The 19,539-nt window shown below is 72.5% G+C and carries 20 protein-coding genes and 1 pseudogene; 11 read left to right on the top strand and 10 right to left on the bottom strand.

Features of this window, described 5'->3' with window-relative positions; translation table 11 throughout:
- Positions 1–68 precede the first annotated feature (68 nt).
- Positions 69–1,082, bottom strand: coding sequence for a hypothetical protein (locus ACIP8Z_RS24425; protein ID WP_402086804.1), 1,014 nt, complete (start codon positions 1,080–1,082; stop codon positions 69–71).
- A gap of 29 nt (positions 1,083–1,111) precedes the next feature.
- On the opposite strand from ACIP8Z_RS24425, the gene dapE reads away from it, so the two are divergent.
- Together dapE and ACIP8Z_RS24435 are read left to right on the top strand one after the other, a co-directional pair.
- Positions 1,112–2,206: a succinyl-diaminopimelate desuccinylase gene (gene dapE / locus ACIP8Z_RS24430; protein WP_402086806.1), complete on the top strand. Its 1,095-nt coding sequence runs from the start codon at positions 1,112–1,114 to the stop codon at positions 2,204–2,206.
- 107 nt (positions 2,207–2,313) lie between these two features.
- Positions 2,314–3,063 carry a TIGR00730 family Rossman fold protein gene (locus ACIP8Z_RS24435; protein ID WP_402086809.1) on the top strand — a complete coding sequence of 250 codons (750 nt, stop codon included), beginning with the start codon at positions 2,314–2,316 and terminating at the stop codon, positions 3,061–3,063.
- Positions 3,064–3,199: 136 nt separating this feature from the next.
- Here the strand turns inward: ACIP8Z_RS24435 and folP are convergent, their stop codons facing one another.
- Complete coding sequence (folP, locus tag ACIP8Z_RS24440) at positions 3,200–4,060, bottom strand: dihydropteroate synthase (RefSeq protein WP_402086812.1); 861 nt, start codon at positions 4,058–4,060, stop codon at positions 3,200–3,202.
- A gap of 103 nt (positions 4,061–4,163) precedes the next feature.
- Here folP and ACIP8Z_RS24445 point away from each other — a divergent pair.
- Positions 4,164–4,472, top strand: a pseudogene (locus tag ACIP8Z_RS24445) (hypothetical protein); the annotation flags it as partial.
- 14 nt (positions 4,473–4,486) lie between these two features.
- Positions 4,487–5,074 carry a DNA-3-methyladenine glycosylase I gene (locus ACIP8Z_RS24450; RefSeq protein ID WP_402086814.1) on the top strand — a complete coding sequence of 196 codons (588 nt, stop codon included), beginning with the start codon at positions 4,487–4,489 and terminating at the stop codon, positions 5,072–5,074.
- Positions 5,075–5,097: 23 nt separating this feature from the next.
- On the opposite strand, the gene ACIP8Z_RS24455 is transcribed toward ACIP8Z_RS24450, so the two are convergent.
- From ACIP8Z_RS24455 to ACIP8Z_RS24465, 3 genes are all read right to left on the bottom strand, one after another.
- A complete protein-coding gene (locus ACIP8Z_RS24455; RefSeq protein ID WP_402086817.1) occupies positions 5,098–6,330 on the bottom strand; it encodes an FG-GAP-like repeat-containing protein in 1,233 nt (410 codons plus the stop codon).
- A 31-nt stretch (positions 6,331–6,361) separates the two neighbouring features.
- A complete protein-coding gene (locus ACIP8Z_RS24460; RefSeq protein WP_402086820.1) occupies positions 6,362–7,612 on the bottom strand; it encodes an FG-GAP-like repeat-containing protein in 1,251 nt (416 codons plus the stop codon).
- 83 nt (positions 7,613–7,695) lie between these two features.
- Entirely contained in the window at positions 7,696–8,499 is an 804-nt protein-coding gene (locus ACIP8Z_RS24465; protein ID WP_389038687.1) for an enoyl-CoA hydratase/isomerase family protein, read from the bottom strand.
- Positions 8,500–8,811: 312 nt separating this feature from the next.
- On the opposite strand from ACIP8Z_RS24465, the gene ACIP8Z_RS24470 reads away from it, so the two are divergent.
- The gene (locus ACIP8Z_RS24470) at positions 8,812–8,979 is read left to right on the top strand and encodes a DUF3117 domain-containing protein (protein WP_009997451.1); all 168 of its coding nucleotides are present in this window, start codon (positions 8,812–8,814) and stop codon (positions 8,977–8,979) included.
- A gap of 147 nt (positions 8,980–9,126) precedes the next feature.
- Here the strand turns inward: ACIP8Z_RS24470 and ACIP8Z_RS24475 are convergent, their stop codons facing one another.
- On the bottom strand, positions 9,127–9,792 hold the full coding sequence (locus tag ACIP8Z_RS24475) for an O-methyltransferase (protein WP_079042285.1): 666 nt from the start codon (positions 9,790–9,792) through the stop codon (positions 9,127–9,129).
- A gap of 141 nt (positions 9,793–9,933) precedes the next feature.
- Between ACIP8Z_RS24475 and sigE the strand changes: the two genes are divergently transcribed.
- The 5 genes from sigE (at position 9,934) to ACIP8Z_RS24500 (ending at position 14,837) form a co-directional block, all read left to right on the top strand.
- Positions 9,934–10,692: an RNA polymerase sigma factor SigE gene (sigE, locus tag ACIP8Z_RS24480; RefSeq protein ID WP_073912007.1), complete on the top strand. Its 759-nt coding sequence runs from the start codon at positions 9,934–9,936 to the stop codon at positions 10,690–10,692.
- A complete protein-coding gene (locus ACIP8Z_RS24485; protein ID WP_402086824.1) occupies positions 10,689–11,639 on the top strand; it encodes a zf-HC2 domain-containing protein in 951 nt (316 codons plus the stop codon). The genes sigE and ACIP8Z_RS24485 overlap by 4 nt, the downstream gene beginning before the upstream one ends.
- 78 nt (positions 11,640–11,717) lie before the next feature.
- On the top strand, positions 11,718–13,568 hold the full coding sequence (locus ACIP8Z_RS24490) for a S1C family serine protease (protein ID WP_402086827.1): 1,851 nt from the start codon (positions 11,718–11,720) through the stop codon (positions 13,566–13,568).
- Between the two features lie 91 nt (positions 13,569–13,659).
- A complete protein-coding gene (locus ACIP8Z_RS24495) occupies positions 13,660–14,136 on the top strand; it encodes a sec-independent translocase (RefSeq protein WP_319310008.1) in 477 nt (158 codons plus the stop codon).
- 74 nt (positions 14,137–14,210) lie between these two features.
- Positions 14,211–14,837 (top strand): hypothetical protein, encoded by a 627-nt coding sequence (locus tag ACIP8Z_RS24500; RefSeq protein ID WP_402086830.1) that lies wholly within the window; start codon positions 14,211–14,213, stop codon positions 14,835–14,837.
- A gap of 55 nt (positions 14,838–14,892) precedes the next feature.
- Here the strand turns inward: ACIP8Z_RS24500 and ACIP8Z_RS24505 are convergent, their stop codons facing one another.
- From ACIP8Z_RS24505 to ACIP8Z_RS24515, 3 genes are read right to left on the bottom strand one after another with little or no spacing between them, the layout of a single operon-like run.
- Positions 14,893–16,026 carry an Mrp/NBP35 family ATP-binding protein gene (locus ACIP8Z_RS24505; protein ID WP_402086833.1) on the bottom strand — a complete coding sequence of 378 codons (1,134 nt, stop codon included), beginning with the start codon at positions 16,024–16,026 and terminating at the stop codon, positions 14,893–14,895.
- Between the two features lie 44 nt (positions 16,027–16,070).
- Positions 16,071–16,652, bottom strand: a complete 582-nt coding sequence (locus tag ACIP8Z_RS24510; protein ID WP_402086835.1) for a DUF1003 domain-containing protein — start codon at positions 16,650–16,652, stop codon at positions 16,071–16,073.
- Positions 16,642–17,925 carry a magnesium transporter MgtE N-terminal domain-containing protein gene (locus ACIP8Z_RS24515; RefSeq protein WP_319310004.1) on the bottom strand — a complete coding sequence of 428 codons (1,284 nt, stop codon included), beginning with the start codon at positions 17,923–17,925 and terminating at the stop codon, positions 16,642–16,644. Before ACIP8Z_RS24515 ends, ACIP8Z_RS24510 begins: the two co-directional genes overlap by 11 nt.
- Before the next feature lie 271 nt (positions 17,926–18,196).
- Between ACIP8Z_RS24515 and ACIP8Z_RS24520 the strand changes: the two genes are divergently transcribed.
- Positions 18,197–18,955, top strand: a complete 759-nt coding sequence (locus tag ACIP8Z_RS24520; RefSeq protein WP_402086838.1) for a hypothetical protein — start codon at positions 18,197–18,199, stop codon at positions 18,953–18,955.
- A gap of 62 nt (positions 18,956–19,017) precedes the next feature.
- Here ACIP8Z_RS24520 and ACIP8Z_RS24525 read toward each other — a convergent pair whose 3' ends face one another.
- Complete coding sequence (locus ACIP8Z_RS24525) at positions 19,018–19,527, bottom strand: hypothetical protein (RefSeq protein WP_402086841.1); 510 nt, start codon at positions 19,525–19,527, stop codon at positions 19,018–19,020.
- Positions 19,528–19,539 lie beyond the last annotated feature (12 nt).

The raw sequence follows: 19,539 nt of genomic DNA on the forward strand, positions 1-19,539 counted from the left end.
TCCGGACGCGCACCGGTGGCATGCCACGGGCGAGTGAATCACCGCACGGGTGATCGGCTCCCGATCGACTACTGGGCGAGGCGCACGCGGACGTACTCCCCGCCGGAGGCAGGCGTGCCCGGGGTGTCGGCGGACCCCTCGGACCCCTCCGAGGACCCCTCCGAAGACGACTTCGAGGACGACTTCGAAGACCCCGAGACCTTCGACCAGCCTCCCCGCGCCTCACCCGCGCGCCACACCCGGTCCCCGTACACGACCTCCGCGATGCGCAGCGTCTCCGCCCGCGCCACGGCCCACTGCGCCAGCGCCCAGCCGCGCCGCGCGTCCGCGGCCGCCTCCCGGGACCCGGCCGTCGACCGGACCGGCACCACGAGCACCGGCGGCTCGGCCGCCGACCGGCCCGCGCTCGGGCCGCCCGTCACGGCCGTCGGAGCCGCCTTCTCGCCGAAGGCGCGCACCAGCTCCGCGCGCACCTTCTCGGGATCACCCGGACGGCCCTCGGCCTCGCTCGCCGTACAGGACAGGGCGGCCGGCGCCCGGCCCGTCAGCGCGGCCGAGAGCAGGGTGGCGTCCGGCTCGTGCTTCGCGTACGCCTGCGGGAAACCGCTCTTCTGCACCTTCTGCGCCGCCACCGTCAGCGGCAGCCGCGAATACCCCGGGACCTTCTCCAGACCGTCGTAGAACTTCCCCGACGCGTACACCGGGTCCATGATCTGCGCCGGCGTTCCCCAGCCCATCGACGGCCGCTGCTGGAAGAGGCCGAGGGAGTCCCGGTCGCCGTGCTCGATGTTCCGCAGCGCCGACTCCTGGAGCGCCGTCGCGAGGGCGATGGTCACCGCCCGCTCCGGCAGGCCCCGGGTGGTGCCCACGGCGGAGATCATCGCGGCGTTCGACGCCTGCTCCGGAGTGAACTCGTACCGGTTGTCCCCGGTGCCGACACTGCACCGGGGCGTGCCGGCACTCCCCGTCATCTGGTGGAAGGCCACGTACGAGGCGAGGCCGAGGAGCGCTGCGAAGGCGGCCGCGGAACGGGCGAGGCGGCCGCGACGGCGGGGGCGGATGGGCTCGGACACGGGGCCCACCGTACTGGAGGCCGCGTTAGGGTCGGCACATGGCTGACATCACCCCGCTCGACACGCCCCTCGACCTGTCCCAGGACGGGGCCGCGCTCACCGCCGCCCTCGTCGACTTCCCGTCCGTCAGCGGGACCGAGCAGCCGCTCGCGGACGCCATCGAGCAGGCACTGCGCGCCCTGCCGCACCTCACGGTCGACCGGTACGGGAACAACGTCGTGGCCCGTACGAGCCTCGGCCGCGGCGAGCGGGTCGTGCTCGCCGGCCACATCGACACCGTGCCGATCGCCGACAACGTGCCCTCGCGGCTCGACGAGGACGGCATCCTGTGGGGCTGCGGCACCTCGGACATGAAGTCCGGCGTCGCCGTCCAGCTGCGGATCGCCGCCACCGTCCCCGAGCCCAACCGCGACCTCACGTTCGTCTTCTACGACAACGAGGAGGTGGCCGCCCACCTCAACGGCCTCGGGAAGATCGCCGAGGCGCACCCCGACTGGCTGGAGGGCGACTTCGCCGTCCTCCTGGAGCCCTCCGACGCCCAGGTCGAGGGCGGCTGCCAGGGCACGCTCCGCGTGATCCTGCACACCGCGGGCGAGCGGGCCCACTCCGCGCGCTCCTGGATGGGCTCCAACGCCATCCACTCCGCCGCCCCGATCCTGGCCCGCCTCGCCGCGTACGAGCCGCGCAAGCCGGTCATCGACGGCCTGGAGTACCACGAGGGCCTCAACGCCGTCGCGATCCAGGGCGGCGTCGCCACCAACGTCATCCCCGACGCGTGCACGGTCACGGTCAACTACCGCTACGCCCCCGACCGCTCGCCGGCCGAGGCGCTGGCGTACGTCCGCGAGTTCTTCGCCGACTGCGACATCGCCGACCTCGTGGTCGACGACGAGAGCCCCGGCGCCCTGCCCGGCCTCTCCCACCCGGCCGCGGAGGCCTTCATGAAGGCCGTCGGCGGCAGCGCCCAGCCCAAGTTCGGCTGGACCGACGTGGCCCGCTTCAGCGCCCTCGGGGTGCCCGCGGTCAACTACGGCCCCGGCGACCCCATCTACGCGCACAAGCGGGACGAGCACGTGCCCGTCGACCGGATCCACCACTGCGAGGCACGGCTGCGCGACTGGCTGACCGCCTGACCGCCCGACTTCCCTCGTCCCGACTCCCGTAATTTCGCATTTCGTCACCTCTGTGGTCCTACGCTGACCGGACCAGAAGATCGTTGGATCGACGGAGGGAGCAGGCCATGGGTATCCCTGAAGGGGAGACGAAGCCGGAGGAGCAGCGGCTCGGGCCGGTGCTCAGGCGCCGGGACCAGGTCCAGCCGGGCACCACGGACCAGCGGCTGCTCGACACCGAGGGCGACTCGGAATGGGTGCACACCGACCCCTGGCGGGTCATGCGCATCCAGTCCGAGTTCGTCGAGGGCTTCGGCGCCCTCGCCGAACTGCCGAGCGCGATCAGCGTCTTCGGCTCGGCCCGCACCAAGCCGGACTCGTCGGAGTACGAGGCGGGCGTACGGATCGGCAAGGCGCTCGTGGAGGCCGGCTTCGCGGTCATCACGGGCGGCGGCCCCGGCGCCATGGAGGCGGCCAACAAGGGGGCCCGGGAGGCCAAGGGCGTCTCGGTGGGCCTCGGCATCGAGCTCCCCTTCGAGCAGGGGCTCAACCCGCACGTCGACATCGGCGTGAACTTCCGCTACTTCTTCGTCCGCAAGACGATGTTCGTGAAGTACGCGCAGGGCTTCGTGGTCCTGCCCGGCGGCCTCGGCACCCTCGACGAGCTCTTCGAGGCGCTGACGCTGGTCCAGACCCGCAAGGTCACCCGCTTCCCGATCGTCCTCTTCGGCACGGAGTACTGGAAGGGCCTCGTGGACTGGCTCCGCGACTCGGTCGTCGCGGGCGGCAAGGCCTCGGAGCGGGACCTGCTCCTCTTCCACGTCACGGACGACGTGGACGAGGCGGTGGCGCTGGTGACGAAGGAGACGGGCAAGTAGCGGTCCACGGGGCGGGGGCGACGGTCTCCCGTCGCCCCCGCCCCGTTCCCTCCCGCCTCGTTCCGCCCCGCCGGGTCCGCCCTCAGGGGGTTCCGCCCTCGCGGGGTCGGTCCTTCCGGGTGCGTCCCGCGCCGGGCTACGCCAGCCCGCGCCGCGCCACGGCCGGCGCCCGGTGCCCGGCGATGGACGCCACCATGTCGAGCACCTGCCGCGTCTCGGCGACCTCGTGCACCCGGTACACCCGCGCCCCCAGCCAGGCGGACACGGCGGTCGTCGCCAGGGTCCCGAGGACCCGCTCCTTCACCGGCCGGTCGAGCGTCTCGCCGACGAAGTCCTTGTTGGACAGGGACACGAGCACCGGCCAGCCCGTCTCCGCCATCTCCCCGAGCCGCCGCGTCGCCTCCAGGCTGTGCCGGGTGTTCTTCCCGAAGTCGTGGCCCGGGTCGATCATGATCGCGTCCCGCCGCACCCCGAGCGCGACCGCCCGCTCGGCGAGCCCCACGGTGACCCGCAGGATGTCGGCCATCACGTCTTCGTACTCCACGCGGTGCGGCCGCGTCCGCGGCTCCGCGCCACCCGCGTGCGTGCACACGAGCCCCGCGCCGTACTTCGCGGCGACCTCGGCGAGTCCGGGGTCGACCCCGCCCCACGCGTCGTTCAGGACGTCCGCGCCGGCCTCGCAGACCGCCGCGCCGACGTCCGCCCGCCAGGTGTCCACGCTGATGACGACATCGGGATGGCGGCGGCGGACCTCGGCGACGAAACCGACCGTGCGCCGCGCCTCCTCCTCGGCCGTGACCTCCTCGCCGGGGCCCGCCTTCACTCCGCCGATGTCGATGATCGCCGCCCCCTCGGCCACGGCCTGCTCGACGCGGGCGAGCGCCGGCTCGTCCCGGAAGGTGGCGCCCTGGTCGTAGAAGGAGTCCGGGGTCCGGTTCACGATCGCCATGATCACCGGCTCGTGCGGCCCGAATTCACGCCGTCCCAAGCGCAGCATCCCTTTTGTCCTCCCTCGTGTCCGTTCGCCTGCGACCCTAGCTGTCGGTGGCGCATGGCACGATCGGCACGGGACGTTTTCCACTCCGGGGAGAGGCACGCAGGTGTTCTGGTTTCTGCTCATCACGATGGTCGTGGTCGTGGCCGCGGTGACCCTGGCCGTGGTCGGCGGCGGCGACAGCGAGGTGCTGCCCGACGTGGCGCCCGAGGAGCTCGTCGACCCGCTCCCGGCCGCCCGCCCGGTCGACCGCGCGGACGTCGAGGCGCTCCGTCTCCCCGTCGCGGTCCGCGGCTACCGGATGGCGGACGTGGACGACGTGCTGGTCCGCCTCGGCGCCGAGCTGGCCGAGCGCGACGCCCGGATCTCCGAGTTGGAGGAGGCGCTCGCGGGAGCGACCGCCGCCGGTGACGGAGAGGACGGGCGGGCGTGACGGCCGGCGGGGCGGTGCCGGGCCCGGACGGGCGGCTGCGCTGCCCCTGGGGCCTGTCGACCGAGGACTACGTGGCGTACCACGACGAGGAGTGGGGCCGCGCGGTCCACGGCGACGACGCGCTGTTCGAGCGGCTCTGCCTCGAAGCGTTCCAGTCGGGCCTGTCGTGGATCACGATCCTGCGCCGCCGCGAGGGATTCCGGGCGGCGTTCGCCGGTTTCCGGATCGCCTCGGTCGCCGAGTTCGGCGACGCGGACCGGGAGCGGCTCCTTGTCGACGAGGGCATCATCCGCAACCGGGCCAAGATCGACGCGACCCTGGCCAACGCGAGGCTGCTGGCCGACTGGGCCCCGGGCGAACTGGACGAGCTGATCTGGTCGTACGCCCCCGATCCGAGGACCCGCCCCGTCCCGCGTACGGTCGCGGACGTCCCGGCGGTCACGGACGAGTCCACGGCCCTCTCGAAGGCCCTCAAGAAGCGGGGCCTCCGCTTCATCGGCCCGACGACGGCCTACGCCCTGATGCAGGCGTGCGGGCTGGTCGACGACCATGTGAAGGGCTGCGTGGCCCGGGGCGGGGAGTAGCCCCGGGCCGTTGTCCCGTCGGGTCAGAGGACGTGGACGGAGTCCGAGGTGGTGTCGTACCCCGTCTCGTACTCCGGGGTGCGCAGGCCACCGGAGCCGTTGTTCGCGTACACGTACAGCGAAGAGTTCTCGATCGTCCTGATGATGTCGCCGAGGCCGTCGCCGGTCACATCGCCGGTGGCGATGAGCAGGGTGTCCGACGGCCAGGCGTACGGCAGCCTGACGCGGGCGCCGAAGGACCCCCGGCCGTTCCCCGGGTAGAGCCAGAGGGCGCGGGAGCCGTCGCGGGCGACCAGGTCGGACCTGCCGTCCCGGTTCATGTCGCCGGGCGCCGCGAGCCCGTTCATGGCACCCCAGCCGCCGCCGACCTTCGTGCGGGCGCCGAACCAGCCGCGACCGTTGCCCGGGTACGTCCAGAGGACACCGGCGGTGTCCCGGGCGACCAGGTCACGGCGGCCGTCGCCGGTGATGTCCCCGACGGCCTCGATCTCCTTCATCGTGTTCCAGCCGCCGCCGACCTTGAGGCGGGGCTTGAACCAGCCCTTGCCGTTGCCGGGGTAGAGCCACAGCACGCCGGCCCGGTCGCGGGCGTAGACGTCCTCGTTGCCGTCGCCGTCGTGGTCTCCGTGGCGGACGAGCGCGTTCATGGCGCCCCAGCCGCCGCCGACCAGGACGCCCTTGGTCCTTCCGTCGGCGCCGCGTACGCCGTCGAGGAACCAGAGCCGACCGGCTCCGTCGCGTTCGAGCAGATCGGCGACGCCGTCGTTGTCGAGGTCGCCGAACCTGGACTGGGCCGGGAGTCCGGCCGGTCGGGGAGTGGTGCTCGTGTCCCAGTCGATCCATGCCTGACCGGTCTCGGCCTCCCACTGGGTGTCCGCCATCCGGATCGAGCTGATCGAGTTGTCCAGCTCGGACCAGGACTCCCAGCTGAGGTCGGAGCCGACGGGCTGACGGGGGCCGATGACCAGGCTGTTGTTGCCGCCGTAGTGGGCGTCCTGGTGGGCGACCGCCCACCTGTTGCTGCGGTTGATGTAGGACGAGATCGTGTTGTTCCAGGTGCCCAGGGTGGGCTGACTGGCCGAGACGATCTTCATCTGGCCGCCGAAGCGGGGGTACTGGAAGACGCAGAAGCTGCCCGCGGGGCAGCGGTACTCGTCGGCCGACGCGGCGGGCGCGGAGGCCAGCATCGTCGCGAGGGTGGCCGCAGTGGTCACGGCGGCGGCGACGGTGCGCCGGATTCCAGGGGTGCGCGTCATGGCACGAAATCCGTTCCTGGTCGGAGGAAGGTCAGAAGACGAAGCTGCTGCTGCGGAGCTGGCCGAAGGGCAGCGGGGCGCGGAGACGCCCGTCGCCGGTGCCTGGGTAGACCAGCAGGTAGGTGTGGCCTTCCCAGCCGAACGGGGCGCCCGAGGCGTGTGCGACCAGGTCGGGCCGGCCGTCGCCGGTGATGTCGCCGAGGCCCGCGAGTTCCTTGTGGCCGTTCCAGCCGCCGCTGCCGATGAGCTTGCGGGTGCCGAACCAACCGTGGCCGTTGCCGGGGTAGAGCCAGAGCTTGCCCGCCGTGTCGCGGGCGATCAGGTCGGCCTTCTCGTCGGAGTTCATGTCCCCGGCGCCGACGAGCTCGTTGATCGCCTTCCAGCCGCCGCCGACCTTCTTGCGGGCGCCGAACCAGCCCTTGCCGTTGCCCGGGTACGTCCACAGGACTCCGGTGGTGTCGACGGCGAGCAGGTCGCCCTTGCCGTCGCCCGTCAGGTCGCCCACCGCGGTCAGGTCCCGCAGGGAGTTCCAGCCGCCGCCGACCTTGAGGCGGGGCGTGAACGAGCCCTTGCCGTTGCCCGGGTAGAGCCACAGCACGCCGGCCCGGTCGCGGGCGTAGACGTCCTCGTTGCCGTCGGCGTCCTGGTCGCCGTGCCGGGTCAGCATCGTCATGGTGTCCCAGCCGCCGCCCACGAGCCGGCCGGTACTGGGGCTGTGCGGGACCGAGCCGTGTACGGACCACAGCCGGCCGAAAAAGTCGCGACTGAGGACGTCGGCGTATCCGTCGCGGTCGATGTCGCCGAAGGCGCCCGTCGCGGGCAGCGACGAAGGCCGGGACTCCAGGGCTTCGGAGAGGGTCGGGTAGCGGCTCTCCCAGCCGCAGAAGTCGTCCGCCTCGGCGCCGATGTCGATGGAGCTCACCGCCTTGTCGAGCTCGGGGTTCTGGCTCTCGTCGAAGGACGCCGAGTTGTAGAGCCAGACGGAGCCCTTGGGGTCGAGACCGGGCTCCGGGTAGAAGCACACGGCGTAGACGCCGTCGTGGTTGTTGACGAAGGACCGGATGCGGTTGTCCCAGGCGCCCAGGGACAGCATCGGCGTCCTGATGACGAGCATGTCGCCCTGGTACAGCGGCTGGCTGAAGACGCAGAGGGAGCCCTGCGGACAGCGGTCGGCGCCGCCGGCCGCCTGCGCGGTCGAGGGCAGGGCGACAGCGGACAGGCCCAGGGCCAGACCCGCCGTCAGCGCGCCGCGAAGAAGGCGCGCCGAAGGAGAAGGACGCACGGAACCCCCCAGGTAAGTGCGTACGAATGGTGAGCGGATCCTATAGACGCGCCCACCACCCGTACGAACCGGTTCCGGGTCCGTCAGCGGCCCAGGTACTTCGGCTTCTCCTTGGCGATGAAGGCGCGGACCGCGATCGTGTGGTCCTCGGAGGCGCCCGCACGGTTCTGGAGTTCCTCCTCCTTGTCCAGCGCCTCGGACAGCGAGTGGTCGGCGCCGTAGGCGAGGGACTCCTTCAGGGCCGCGTACGCCACCGTCGGGCCCTCGGCCAGCTTGCGGGCCACCTTCTCGGCCTCGGCGGCGAGGTCGGCGGCCGGGACCACGCGGTTCGCGATGCCCAGCTCGTACGCCTCCTGGGCGGTGATCGAGCGCGGGAAGAGCAGCAGGTCGGCGGCGCGGCTCGGGCCGATCACCCGGGGGAGGGTCCAGGACATGCCCGAGTCGGCGGTCAGAGCGACCCCCGCGAAGGAGGTGTTGAACGACGCGGTGTCCGCGACCACCCGGTAGTCCGCCGCGAGCGCGAAGCCGAAGCCGGCCCCGGCCGCGACACCGTTCACGCCGGCCACGACGGGCTTCCGCATGCCCGCGAGCGCCTTGGTGATCGGGTTGTAGTGGTCCCGGACCGTGTTCATGGTCTCCTGGGTGCCGTTCTCGTGGTCCGCCATGAGCAGACCCACGTGTTCCTTCAGGTCCTGGCCGACGCAGAACGCCCGCTCGCCGGCCGCGGTGAGCAGCACCGCCCGTACGGCGGGGTCCGCCGCGGCCGTCTCGGCCGCGTCACGGAGGGCGACTTTCGCCGCCACGTTCATCGCGTTCATGGCCTCGGGGCGGTTGAGCGTGATGGTGGCGAGCCCGTCGCTCACCTCGTACAGCACCGTGTCGGCCATGGGGTTCCCTTCGCCTCTTTGCGTGGTTGACCTGCACAGCATGGCGGACATCACTCGCCCCGCCCATGTGAGCTGCGTCAAAGATTTGAAGGGCTCGGCCGGACGCCGAGCGGCGAAGTATCGCAGGCCGATCGCCGAAATGTGGGGTTTTGAGAGAGCGCGTTGCGCAAGCGATGCCATTCGATGTTGGTCATCGGGTCCTGCCATGCGGGATAATGACCTGGAAGCAATGTGTTCGAAGCCGGTGACGCGTGCTCCAGGTCATGGAGCTGCCCGGCTGACAATGAGCTGGTTTCAGGAAGGGGAACAAGCATGGCGGCCATGAAGCCGCGGACGGGTGACGGCCCGCTCGAGGTGACCAAGGAGGGGCGGGGCATCGTCATGCGCGTTCCGCTCGAAGGCGGCGGTCGGCTTGTCGTCGAGCTGACCCCCGACGAGGCCGAGGCGCTGGGCGACGCCCTGAAGAAGGTCGTCGGCTGACCTTCCCTCGCATCCTGAACACTGCCCCGGCACGGTCCGTCCGTGCCGGGGCAGTGGTGTGTCCGGGGACGGGGGAGGGGGAGCGGCGGAAGCCGTCGGGGCGGGGTGCGGCGGGGCGTAGGGGTGGTGCGACCAGGGCCGGGGCTCTCAGCCGCGGCGGACCGCGCACAGCAGGCCGTCGCCCACCGGCAGCAGGGAGGGGATGAGCTCCTGGCTCTCCCGCACCGTGCGCAGCAGCTCGCGGACCCGCTGGACCTCGGCCGGCTGGGCCGCCGAGTCGACCGTGCGGCCGTCCGCGAAGACGCCCTCGAAGCAGACGAGCCCGCCAGGTCGCAGCAGGCGCAACGATTCAGCGAGGTAGTCCAGGTACTCGAGCCGGTCGCCGTCGCAGAACACGAGGTCGTACCCGCCGTCCGCGAGCCGCGGCAGTACGTCCAGGGCCCGGCCGGGGATGAACCGCGCCCGGTTGCCCGCGAAGCCCGCCGCGCGGAACGCCGTCTTGGCGAGCTGCTGCCGCTCCGGCTGGAGGTCCACCGTCGTCAGGACGCCGTCCGGCCGCATCCCGAGCAGCAGGTAGATGCCCGACACGCCGGTACCCGTGCCGATCTCCGCCACCGCCTTCGCGTCCGCCGTGGCCGCGAGCAGGCGCAGCGCCCCACCGGTGCCCGGCGACACCGAGGGCAGCCCTGCCTCCCGGGCCCGCTCACGGGCCCAGCGCAGAGCTTCGTCCTCGGCGACAAAGGCGTCGGCGAACGACCAGCTCGTCTGCCGGTTGGCGGTAATGGCCCTCTCCTGTCCCCGTAGTTGACGCAACGGTGACTGTATCCGCTGTCAGCGGGAACCCGCAGATGGGACCGGGCGTTCACCAGGGGAAGGACGCGGCAGGAGGAAGCCGGGGGACCGGTTCCAAATTCGCGTAAAGATTCTTATCCGGAGCTAACGGGCGAGGTGGCTATGGTAGGGGCTCCACTGGACACCACCAGAGCCGACAGGGGAGGTGCGGCTGCGCCTGTGGATCGGGGAGGAGTGCTTCGGCGTCTTCTCAGGTCGGCGGGTGAGCCGAAATCCGTGACCGACACCGCTGACCGAATCCGCACCGCCGACTCCGCTCCCACCACCGCGACCTTCGCATCGGATGCGGAATCGCAGGCGTGGACTCCGCCCACGTGGGAGGAGATCGTCAGCACGCACAGCGGCCGCGTGTACCGCCTCGCCTACCGGCTGACCGGCAACCAGCACGACGCCGAGGACCTGACCCAGGAGGTCTTCGTCCGCGTCTTCCGCTCGCTGTCGACGTACACGCCGGGCACTTTCGAGGGCTGGCTCCACCGCATCACCACCAATCTCTTCCTCGACATGGTCCGCCGCAAGCAGCGCATCCGTTTCGACGCGCTCGCCGACGACGCCGCCGAGCGGCTGCCCAGCCGTGAGCCCTCGCCGCAGCAGGTGTTCAACGACACCCACTTCGACGCCGACGTGCAGCAGGCCCTCGACACCCTCGCGCCCGAGTTCCGTGCCGCGGTCGTCCTCTGCGACATCGAAGGACTGTCGTACGAGGAGATCGCCGCGACCCTCGGAGTGAAGCTCGGCACCGTCCGCAGCCGCATCCACCGCGGGCGCTCCCACCTGCGCAAGGCCCTCAAGCACCGTTCGCCCGAGGCACGGGCGGAGCGTGCCCTGGCCTCCGTCGGATGGGAGGCAGGGACAGCGTGAGCGGCACACGTCCCTCGTCGCCGACCCCCGCGGAGCACCACCTCGGGGACCGGCTGGCCGCGCTCGTCGACGGCGAACTCGGCCATGACTCCCGCGAGCGGGTCCTCGCCCACCTCGCGACCTGCGCCCGCTGCAAGGCGGAGGCCGACGCGCAGCGCACCCTCAAGAGCGTCTTCGCCTCGGCGGCTCCTCCGCCGCCCTCGGAGGGATTCCTCGCCCGGCTGCAGGGGCTACCCGGGGGCCCCGGTGAGCCGGGAGGCCCCGGCGGACCGCGAGGCCCCCTCGAAGAACTCCTCGGCGCGGGCGGCGTGCGGTCCGACGGCTTCGCCACGGCGGCCGTCGTCACCCCGCACCCCGGACACTCCGCCCCGCAGACCGGCTTCCGTATCCACGAGGTCGGCGACCGCGCGTCCGGAACGTCCTGGCGCGGCCGGCGCTTCGCCTTCGCCGCGGCCAGCGCCGTCTCGTTCGCGGCCATCGCCCTCGGCGGCACCCTGCCGCTGGAATCCTCGGTGAACGCCAGCGCGCGCGGCGGCCAGGGCACCGGCACGGCGGTCACACCGCTGCGAGCCACCGCCGCGGGCCCCGGCGGCGGCACGGCCGTCTCCCGGGGTACGCGCTCCGGCGAGCGCGGCGCCCAGTCCGTCGACGGCTCGCAGGTGACGCCGGGGGCTCCGCTGACTCCCGGGGTCCCGGCGGCGCTGCCGCACGGGCCGGTGTCACCGGTCGGTCCGGGCACGGTCCCGGCGGGCGCCGTCCCGCCGGACGCGGTGCGCTCCCCGGCCATGCCGCTGGTGGCGGTACGGCTCCGGGACCCGGCCACGCAGTCGCTCCTCGCCCTCTCGCCGTTCGTACGACCGACGGGGCCGGCCCTCCGACTGGCCTTCGGTCCCGGACCCACTCCGGCGCCCAGCCCGGCCACCACGCCGCTCGGCTCCCCCCGCTGACCCGCGACCTGGTTGAATCCAGGGACAGGGGCGCCCGCCCAAGGGGGCGCGGACGGGTCAGCGGGTTGCGGGGAGAGCATGAACAACGGGAAGCCGAACTGGTGGAGCCGGCCGTCGAGCGCACCGGAGGCGGCACGGATACCCTCGCCGTCTCCGGCCGACGACCTCACGGAGGGCGTCACCGCCGTCGCCGCGCATGACGCCGACGGCGACTTCCCGCTGCCCGCGCCGCAGCCGTCGCCCGAAGCGGCCGGGGCGCCGGACACCGGCACCGCAGCGGCCGACGTGACCGACGTGACGGATGGGGCGTCTGCCGCCGATGCCGCTGACGCGGGGGACACCGGGGTGGCGCCTGAGGCAGCCGGCGCGCCCGCGTCCGCCGACGCGCCCGCCGTGCTGCTGACCAAGAGCGAGGCCCCCGCCCCGGCGGACGCGGCCCCGACCGAGACCCTCCCGGTGACCGGGGCTCAGGCGACCGAGACGCTTCCGGTGACCGAGGCCTCCGTGGCCGACGTGCCTCCGGCCCCGGCCGCCGCGCCCGCGCCGACGCCCCTGCACGCGCCCGACGAGTACCGGACGCCGCCCTACGGCGGGCCCGGCCCGTGGGCGCCCGCGCCGCCCGTACAGCGCCCCCCGGCGCCCGTACCGCCGCAGCAGGCCCATGTGGCCCCCGTACCGCCGCAGTCCCAGCCGCACCCCCCGCTGCACGCGCAGGGTGGCGCCGTGCCGCCGCAGGCCGGTGCGCCCTGGGTGCAGTACGACCCCTGGGGGGCCGGCGGGGCCGGGCTCCCGCCCCTGCCGGCGAGGAAGTCCCGCAAGGGGCTCGCCATCGCCGGGGCGCTCGCGTTCGCGCTCGTCACCGGAGTCATCGGCGGCGGCATCGGCGCGTACGTCGAGCGGAACGGCGGGATCACCACCGTCGAGCTGCCGCAGGCGGACGCCGGCGACACCGACCGGGCCCCGGAGAGCGTGGCCGGGATCGCGGCCAGCGCCCTGCCCGGCGTCGTCACCCTGCACGTCAAGGGCGGCGGTTCGTCCGGCACCGGCACCGGCTTCGTCCTCGACACCAAGGGCCACATCCTCACCAACAACCACGTCGTGGACGGGGCCCAGTCCTCCCGCGACATCTCGGTGACCTTCGCCAGCGGGGAGACCGCCCGCGCCAAGGTCGTCGGCAAGGACACCGGCTACGACCTCGCCGTCGTCCAGGTCACCGGCGTCTCCGGCCTCAAGCCGCTGCCGCTCGGCAACTCCGACAACGTCCGCGTCGGCGACCCCGTCGTCGCCATCGGCGCCCCCTTCGACCTCTCCAACACGGTCACCTCCGGCATCATCAGCGCCAAGGAGCGCCCGATCACCGCGGGCGGCGAGAAGGGCGACGGCACCGACATCAGCTACGTCGACGCCCTCCAGACCGACGCCCCGATCAACCCCGGCAACTCCGGCGGCCCGCTCCTCGACTCCAAGGGCCGGGTCATCGGCATCAACAGCGCCATCCGCGCGGCCGGCGGCGGCTCGGGCGAGGGAGAGGGCGGCAGCGCCTCCCAGCCCGGCTCCATCGGCCTCGGCTTCGCCATACCGATCAACCAGGGCAAGCGCGTCGCCGAGGAGCTCATCAACACCGGCAAGGCCACCCACCCCGTCATCGGTGTGAGCCTCGACATGCAGTTCAACGGCGACGGCGCCCGGGTCGGCGAGAAGGGCAAGGACGGCTCCGCCTCCGTCACGCCCGGCGGCCCGGCCGCGACGGCGGGGCTCCGCCCGGGCGACGTCATCACCAAGGTCGACGGCCAGCGCGTGCACAACGGCGAGGAGCTGATCGTGAAGATCCGCGCCCACCGCCCCGGCGACCGGCTGGAGCTCACCCTGACCCGGGACGGCAAAGAGCTGACAAAGACGTTGACGCTGGGCTCGTCCCAGGGCACCTGAGCGCCATGTGGCGGACACCGGGAGGTACCCGTCCGGCAGTTTCGGCGGGTACCGTGGACCGGGCCCTTGACCGGCATGAAGGAGCTACTAGGTGTTCAGCGACATAGGCGCACTCGAGCTGGTGACGCTCGTCGTCCTCGCCGTGCTCGTCTTCGGGCCGGACAAGCTCCCGAAGGTCATCCAGGACGTCTCGCGCTTCATCAGGAAGATCCGTGAGTTCTCGGACAGCGCGAAGGAGGACATCCGCAGCGAGCTGGGGCCGGAGTTCAAGGACTTCGAGTTCGAGGACCTCAACCCGAAGACGTTCCTCCGCAAGCAGATGGAGCAGAACGAGGACCTCCGGGAGCTCAAGGAGCTGCGGGGCAGCTTCGACCTCAAGAAGGAGATGAACGACGTCGCCGACGCGGTCCACGGCCGTGAGCCGCAGCCCTCGGCCGTCAACGGCTCCCCGTCGGCCGGTGGTTCCTCCGGCGCCGTCACCTCCGCCAACGGCACCCCGGACCTGCTGAAGAAGCAGGACAAGCCGGACACCGGCGAGCGTCCTCCGTACGACTCCGACGCGACCTGACGACGGGCTGTCACCGACCCGACGCGTCCTGGTGGCTATCCTCCCTCTGTTGACGGAACGAGGAGGCGGCCGAGATGGAGACCACGAGTCGGGTGGAGGGCGTACCCCTGGCCCGGCGGACCGCCGAGGGCTATCTGCGGGCACCCTTCGCCTGGTACGGCCTGGACGAGGCGTTCACCGGGCCGCGCTGGCTGATGCAGGTGGGCACGGCGGCGGACGGCAGTGTGCAGCACGGATCGACCGGCCACGGTGAGACGCCGTCGATAAAGACGGACGCGAGCGGCGCGGAGAAGGAGCGGTTCACGGTCGTCGTGACGGTGGCCGCGAGCCCCGTCCGGCGGACCGGTGACGGCACGGGCGTCCTCGACGCCACCACCGTGTCCTCGGCGGCCTGGCTGGCCGGCTCGGGGCTGCTCGTCCACACCTGGCCCGCCTCGCTGGACCACGCGACGCGGGACAACTGGCTGGACCAGCAGACCGAGACGGCGTTCGAGCTGGCCGACGACCTCGACGGGGCGGAGTGGTCGACGCTCTCGCTGCCGGTGGACGGGGTGCCGATGCCGTTCCACTACCGCGAGTCGGAGTTCGGGTGGGTCCTCGCGGGGTCCGCGGCCGGGGTGCACATCGGGGCGTACGGGCGGGGGATGAGCGCGTACGGTCTGGGGTTCGCCCAGATCAAGGACCTGGACGCGTACGCCTGACGGCCCTGACGGCATGACGAAGGGCGCCCCCGAGGGGGCGCCCTTCGTCACGAGCTCAGAACTTGTTGCGCGGCGTGATGCCCAGGCTCATGCCCGAGAGGCCTCGCTGGCGGCCGCCGAGCTTGCCGGCGATCGCGCGGAGGGCCGCGCCCGCGGGGGAGTCCGGGTCGGAGAGGACGACCGGCCTGCCCTCGTCGCCGCCCTCGCGGAGCCGTACGTCGATCGGGATCGAGCCGAGGACCGGGACGGTCGCGCCCGTGGTCTGCGTCAGGCCGTCGGCGACGCGCTGGCCGCCGCCCGTGCCGAACACGTCGACCATCTCGTCGCAGTGCGGGCACGGCAGGCCCGCCATGTTCTCGACGACGCCGACGATCTTCTGGTGGGTCTGGACGGCGATGGAGCCGGCCCGCTCGGCGACCTCGGCCGCCGCCTGCTGCGGGGTGGTGACGACCAGGATCTCCGCGTTCGGCACGAGCTGCGCGACCGAGATCGCGATGTCGCCGGTGCCCGGGGGCAGGTCGAGCAGGAGGACGTCCAGGTCGCCCCAGTACACGTCCGCGAGGAACTGCTGGAGCGCGCGGTGCAGCATCGGGCCGCGCCACACCACCGGCGCGTTGCCCGGGGTGAACATGCCGATGGAGATGACCTTCACGCCGTTCGCCGACGGCGGCATGATCATGTTCTCGACCTGGGTCGGACGGCCGTCCGCGCCCAGCATCCGCGGCACGCTGTGGCCGTAGATGTCGGCGTCGACGACGCCGACCTTCAGGCCGTCGGCGGCCATCGCCGCGGCCAGGTTCACGGTGACGGACGACTTGCCGACGCCACCCTTGCCGGAGGCGACCGCGTACACCCGGGTCAGCGAGCCCGGCTTCGCGAACGGCACCTCGCGCTCGGCGCTCGTGCCACGCAGCGCCGCCGCCAGCTCCTTGCGCTGCTCGTCGCTCATCACGTCCAGCGTGACGTCGACGCCCGTGACGCCCTCGACGCCGGAGACCGCCTCGGTCACCCGCTGGGTGATGGTCTCGCGCATCGGGCAGCCGGAGACGGTCAGGTAGACCGTGACGGCGACCTTGCCGTCCGGTTCGATCTCCACCGACTTGACCATGCCGAGCTCAGTGATCGGTTTGTTGATCTCGGGGTCGTTCACCGTCGCCAGTGCTTCGAGCACCGCGTCTTCCATAGCCATACCGACGATGGTACGGCGCCGACCACCGGCCCATGAAAGGCCTGTCAACGGTCGGGTACGTCACTTCCCCGGGTGTCGGCCGACGGGAATAGATCCCGGCGCTCCTCCAGCTCCTTGATCAGGTCCTGGAGCTCCGAGCGGATCCAGTCGCGGGTGGCCACCTCGCCGAGGCCCATCCGCAGCGCCGCGATCTCCCGGGTGAGGTACTCGGTGTCCGCGATCGACCGCTCGTTCTGCTTCCGGTCCTGTTCGAGGTTGACCCGGTCCCGGTCGTCCTGCCGGTTCTGCGCGAGCAGGATCAGCGGGGCCGCGTACGAGGCCTGGAGGGACAGCGCGAGCGTCAGGAAGATGAAGGGGTACTCGTCGAACTTGAGCGAGCCCGGCGCGAAGATGTTCCAGACGACCCAGACGATGATCGTCAGCGTCATCCAGACGAGGAACCGGCCCGTCCCCAGGAAGCGGGCGATCCGCTCCGAGAGCCGTCCGAACGCCTCGGGGTCGTACTCCGGAAGGAGCTTGGCCCGCCGCTCGCGCGGCAGGTCGAGCCGGATGCGGGGCCCCGGCCGGTCGCGCTCCCGGTCCCGGTCACGGTCCCGCTCGCGGTCCTGTGTGCGCTCAGCCGCCATGCCCGGCCCCCTCCTCGTGGAAGTCGGTCTCGCGCCAGTCCTCCGGCAGCAGGTGGTCGAGCACGTCGTCGACGGTGACCGCGCCGAGCAGCGAGCCGCTCTCGTCGACCACGGGCGCCGCGACCATGTTGTACGCGGCGAGATAGCTGGTCACGGCCGGCAGCGGGGTGTCCGGGCCGAGCGGCGGCAGATCGCTGTCCACGAGCGAGCTGACCAGCGTGAACGGCGGATCGCGGAGGAGCCGCTGGAAGTGCACCGTGCCCAGGTACTTGCCCGTCGGCGTCTCGTCCGGCGGCCGGCACACGTACACCTGCGCCGCCAGCGCCGGCGACAGGTCCTGCTGCCGGACCCGGGCCAGCGCGTCCGCGACCGTGGCGTCCGGCCGCAGCACGATCGGCTCGGTCGTCATCAGACCACCCGCCGTGCGCTCCTCGTACGCCAGGAGCCGGCGCACGTCGGCCGCGTCGTCCGGCTGCATCAGCGTCAGCAGCCGCTCCTTGTCCTCCTCCGGCAGCTCGGACAGCAGGTCGGCCGCGTCGTCCGGGTCCATCGCCTCCAGGACGTCGGCAGCGCGCTCCTCCTTCAGCTTGCCGAGGATCTCGATCTGGTCGTCCTCCGGCAGCTCTTCGAGGACGTCGGCGAGCCGGTCGTCGTCGAGCGCGGCGGCGACCTCGACACGCCGCTTGGACGGGAGGTGGTGCAGCGCGTTGGCGAGGTCGGCGGGGCGCAGCTTCTCGAAGGTGGCGACCAGGCTCTCGGCGCCCTGTCCGTGCTCCTCCAGGGAGAAGCCGGTGACGCCCGACCACTCGACGGTCAGCGTCTCGCCCTTGCGGCTCAGCACCCCGCCCTTCCCCTTGCGGACGAAGACCTTGTCGATCTCCCAGTCGCGGCGGGCGGGCAGCTGCTGGATGGCGACGTCGAGGACGGTGACCTCCTCGCCCTCCTGCCCGCCGGGCCCCACGAGCCGGACGCGCCGGTCGAGGAGTTCGCCGAGGACGAGGCGCTCGGTGGGGCGCGGTTCGAAGCGGCGCATGTTCACGACACCGGTCGTGATGACCTGGCCGGACTCCACGCCGGTGATCCGGGTCATGGGCACGAACACCCGGCGGCGGCTGAGGACCTCCACGACCATGCCGAGCAGCCGCGGCGGCCTGCGGCCGACCCGCAGCATGGCCACCAGGTCGCTGACCCGGCCGACCTGGTCGCCGACGGGGTCGAAGACCGGGACTCCGGCGAGGTGGGAGACGAAGATCCGGGGGGCGCCTGCCGCCATGCCACGCGCCTCCTCGGTGCCGCACGATTCGAGTCTTTGCCGAGCTTTGCCGGGTTCAGGCTAGCCCGTGCCGTTCCGCCCCGCCCCGGTAGTGCCTCCGTACGGCTGCCGCCGGGTGCGTCACCCGGCCCGGGTACGCTGCGGTCTGCCGTCCCCACCGGCACGCCGGCCCTCCCGCCCGGCAGAACTGGCAGAACAGAAGGCCGTCGCCCCGGGTCCCCCCCCGTACGGGCCGCGGTCCGTGTCCCCCACGACATGAGAGGCAGCGCTGATGGCCGTTCGTGCCGCGTCGTCGCGTATCCACCGGGCCGTCGCGCCGCTCGCGCTCTGCGCCGGTCTGACCGTGGGGCTGACGGCCTGCGCGGCCGATCCGGACGAGGGGACCAACGGGGTCGGGAAGCTCTCCGCGGCCGAGATCGAGGGCAAGGCGCGGACCGCCGCGGACACCGCGAAGGCGGTACGGCTCTCCGGCACCCTGGTCAGCAAGGGCGACACCTTCAAGCTGAACATGCGCCTCAAGCAGGACGGCGCCAGCGGCTCGGTGACGACGAAGAACAGCACCTTCGAGCTGCTGCGGGTCGGCGAGGCGCTCTATCTGAAGGCGGACGCGGACTTCTGGTCCCACGAGGCCCAGGGCGGCGACAAGCCGACGGAGGCGGACGCCGAGGCCGCGGACAAGCTCGACGACAAGTACGTGAAGGTGCCGCAGGGCGACCCGGCGTACAAGCAGCTGCGCGGCTTCACCGACATGGATCTGCTGCTCGCCGGGCTGACCGGGCTGCACGGGGAGAAGGTCAAGGGCGACCGGGACCAGATCGGCGGGGTCCGCACGGTCAAGGTCAAGGGCGGCGCGGACGGCGAGGGCGGCACGCTGGACGTGGCGCTGCAGGGCGACCCGTACCCGCTGCAGTTCGCGCGGGGCGGGGGAGCGGGCCTGGTGGTCCTCTCCGAGTGGAACAAGGACTTCCCGCTCACCGAGCCGTCGAAGGAAGAGACGCTCGACTACGGCAAGCAGCTGCCGAAGACCTGAGCCGGGCCGGCTTCCGCCCGGCGCTGATCCCGGGTTCCCGTGCCCGGGGGCCCGAGACCGGCTCAGCCGCGCTTGCGGCGCTTGAACAGCAGCTTCGGGAGACCGGACGGCACCGGGTCGCGGGTCGTGGCCGCCGAGGGCAGCGGTACGGCCGCCAGGGAGCCGTCCGGCAGCTCCGTGGTCGAGGACCGGGGGTCGAGCCGCAGGACCCGGCACTCGCGCCCCCAGCGGCCCGTCATGGCCTCGCCGTCGGGTGCGTTGAGCCGCTTGCCCTTCAGCTCGGCGACCGCCGCGTCCCACTCCTCGGTGCCGTGCGGGATCTCGCGCACCGCGGCCGTCCAGGCGACGAGACGGCCGCCCTTGTCCTTGCTGCGGACCGTGACCTCGGCCGTCCCGCCGTCCACCAGGCCCGGCAGCGGCTGCTCGCCGGGGCCGTCACCGACGACGAACGCGGCGCCGTCGAACCAGACGTGCCAGAGCGCGCGGGCCGGGCCGGTGCCGCGGACCCACACCAGGCCGGACTTCTTGGTGGCCTCCTCGACGAGGGCGGACCCGAGCAGCTCTTCAGTCATGGCCCGAAGCCT

It is taken from the genome of Streptomyces sp. NPDC088553, assembly GCF_044752965.1.
Classification (GTDB): domain Bacteria; phylum Actinomycetota; class Actinomycetes; order Streptomycetales; family Streptomycetaceae; genus Streptomyces.

Bases quoted from the DNA above. Each gene is read 5' to 3' on its own strand.
- ACIP8Z_RS24510 (WP_402086835.1), bottom strand. From the start codon at position 16,652: ATGGCGGCTGAGCGCACACAGGACCGCGAGCGGGACCGTGACCGGGAC.
- ACIP8Z_RS24490 (WP_402086827.1), top strand. From the start codon at position 11,718: ATGAACAACGGGAAGCCGAACTGGTGGAGCCGGCCGTCGAGCGCACCG.
- ACIP8Z_RS24455 (WP_402086817.1), bottom strand. From the start codon at position 6,330: ATGACGCGCACCCCTGGAATCCGGCGCACCGTCGCCGCCGCCGTGACC.
- ACIP8Z_RS24515 (WP_319310004.1), bottom strand. From the start codon at position 17,925: ATGGCGGCAGGCGCCCCCCGGATCTTCGTCTCCCACCTCGCCGGAGTC.
- ACIP8Z_RS24470 (WP_009997451.1), top strand. From the start codon at position 8,812: ATGGCGGCCATGAAGCCGCGGACGGGTGACGGCCCGCTCGAGGTGACC.
- ACIP8Z_RS24525 (WP_402086841.1), bottom strand. From the start codon at position 19,527: ATGACTGAAGAGCTGCTCGGGTCCGCCCTCGTCGAGGAGGCCACCAAG.
- ACIP8Z_RS24465 (WP_389038687.1), bottom strand. From the start codon at position 8,499: ATGGCCGACACGGTGCTGTACGAGGTGAGCGACGGGCTCGCCACCATC.
- ACIP8Z_RS24500 (WP_402086830.1), top strand. From the start codon at position 14,211: ATGGAGACCACGAGTCGGGTGGAGGGCGTACCCCTGGCCCGGCGGACC.
- folP (WP_402086812.1), bottom strand. From the start codon at position 4,060: ATGCTGCGCTTGGGACGGCGTGAATTCGGGCCGCACGAGCCGGTGATC.
- sigE (WP_073912007.1), top strand. From the start codon at position 9,934: ATGGTAGGGGCTCCACTGGACACCACCAGAGCCGACAGGGGAGGTGCG.
- ACIP8Z_RS24520 (WP_402086838.1), top strand. From the start codon at position 18,197: ATGGCCGTTCGTGCCGCGTCGTCGCGTATCCACCGGGCCGTCGCGCCG.
- ACIP8Z_RS24505 (WP_402086833.1), bottom strand. From the start codon at position 16,026: ATGGCTATGGAAGACGCGGTGCTCGAAGCACTGGCGACGGTGAACGAC.
- ACIP8Z_RS24435 (WP_402086809.1), top strand. From the start codon at position 2,314: ATGGGTATCCCTGAAGGGGAGACGAAGCCGGAGGAGCAGCGGCTCGGG.
- dapE (WP_402086806.1), top strand. From the start codon at position 1,112: ATGGCTGACATCACCCCGCTCGACACGCCCCTCGACCTGTCCCAGGAC.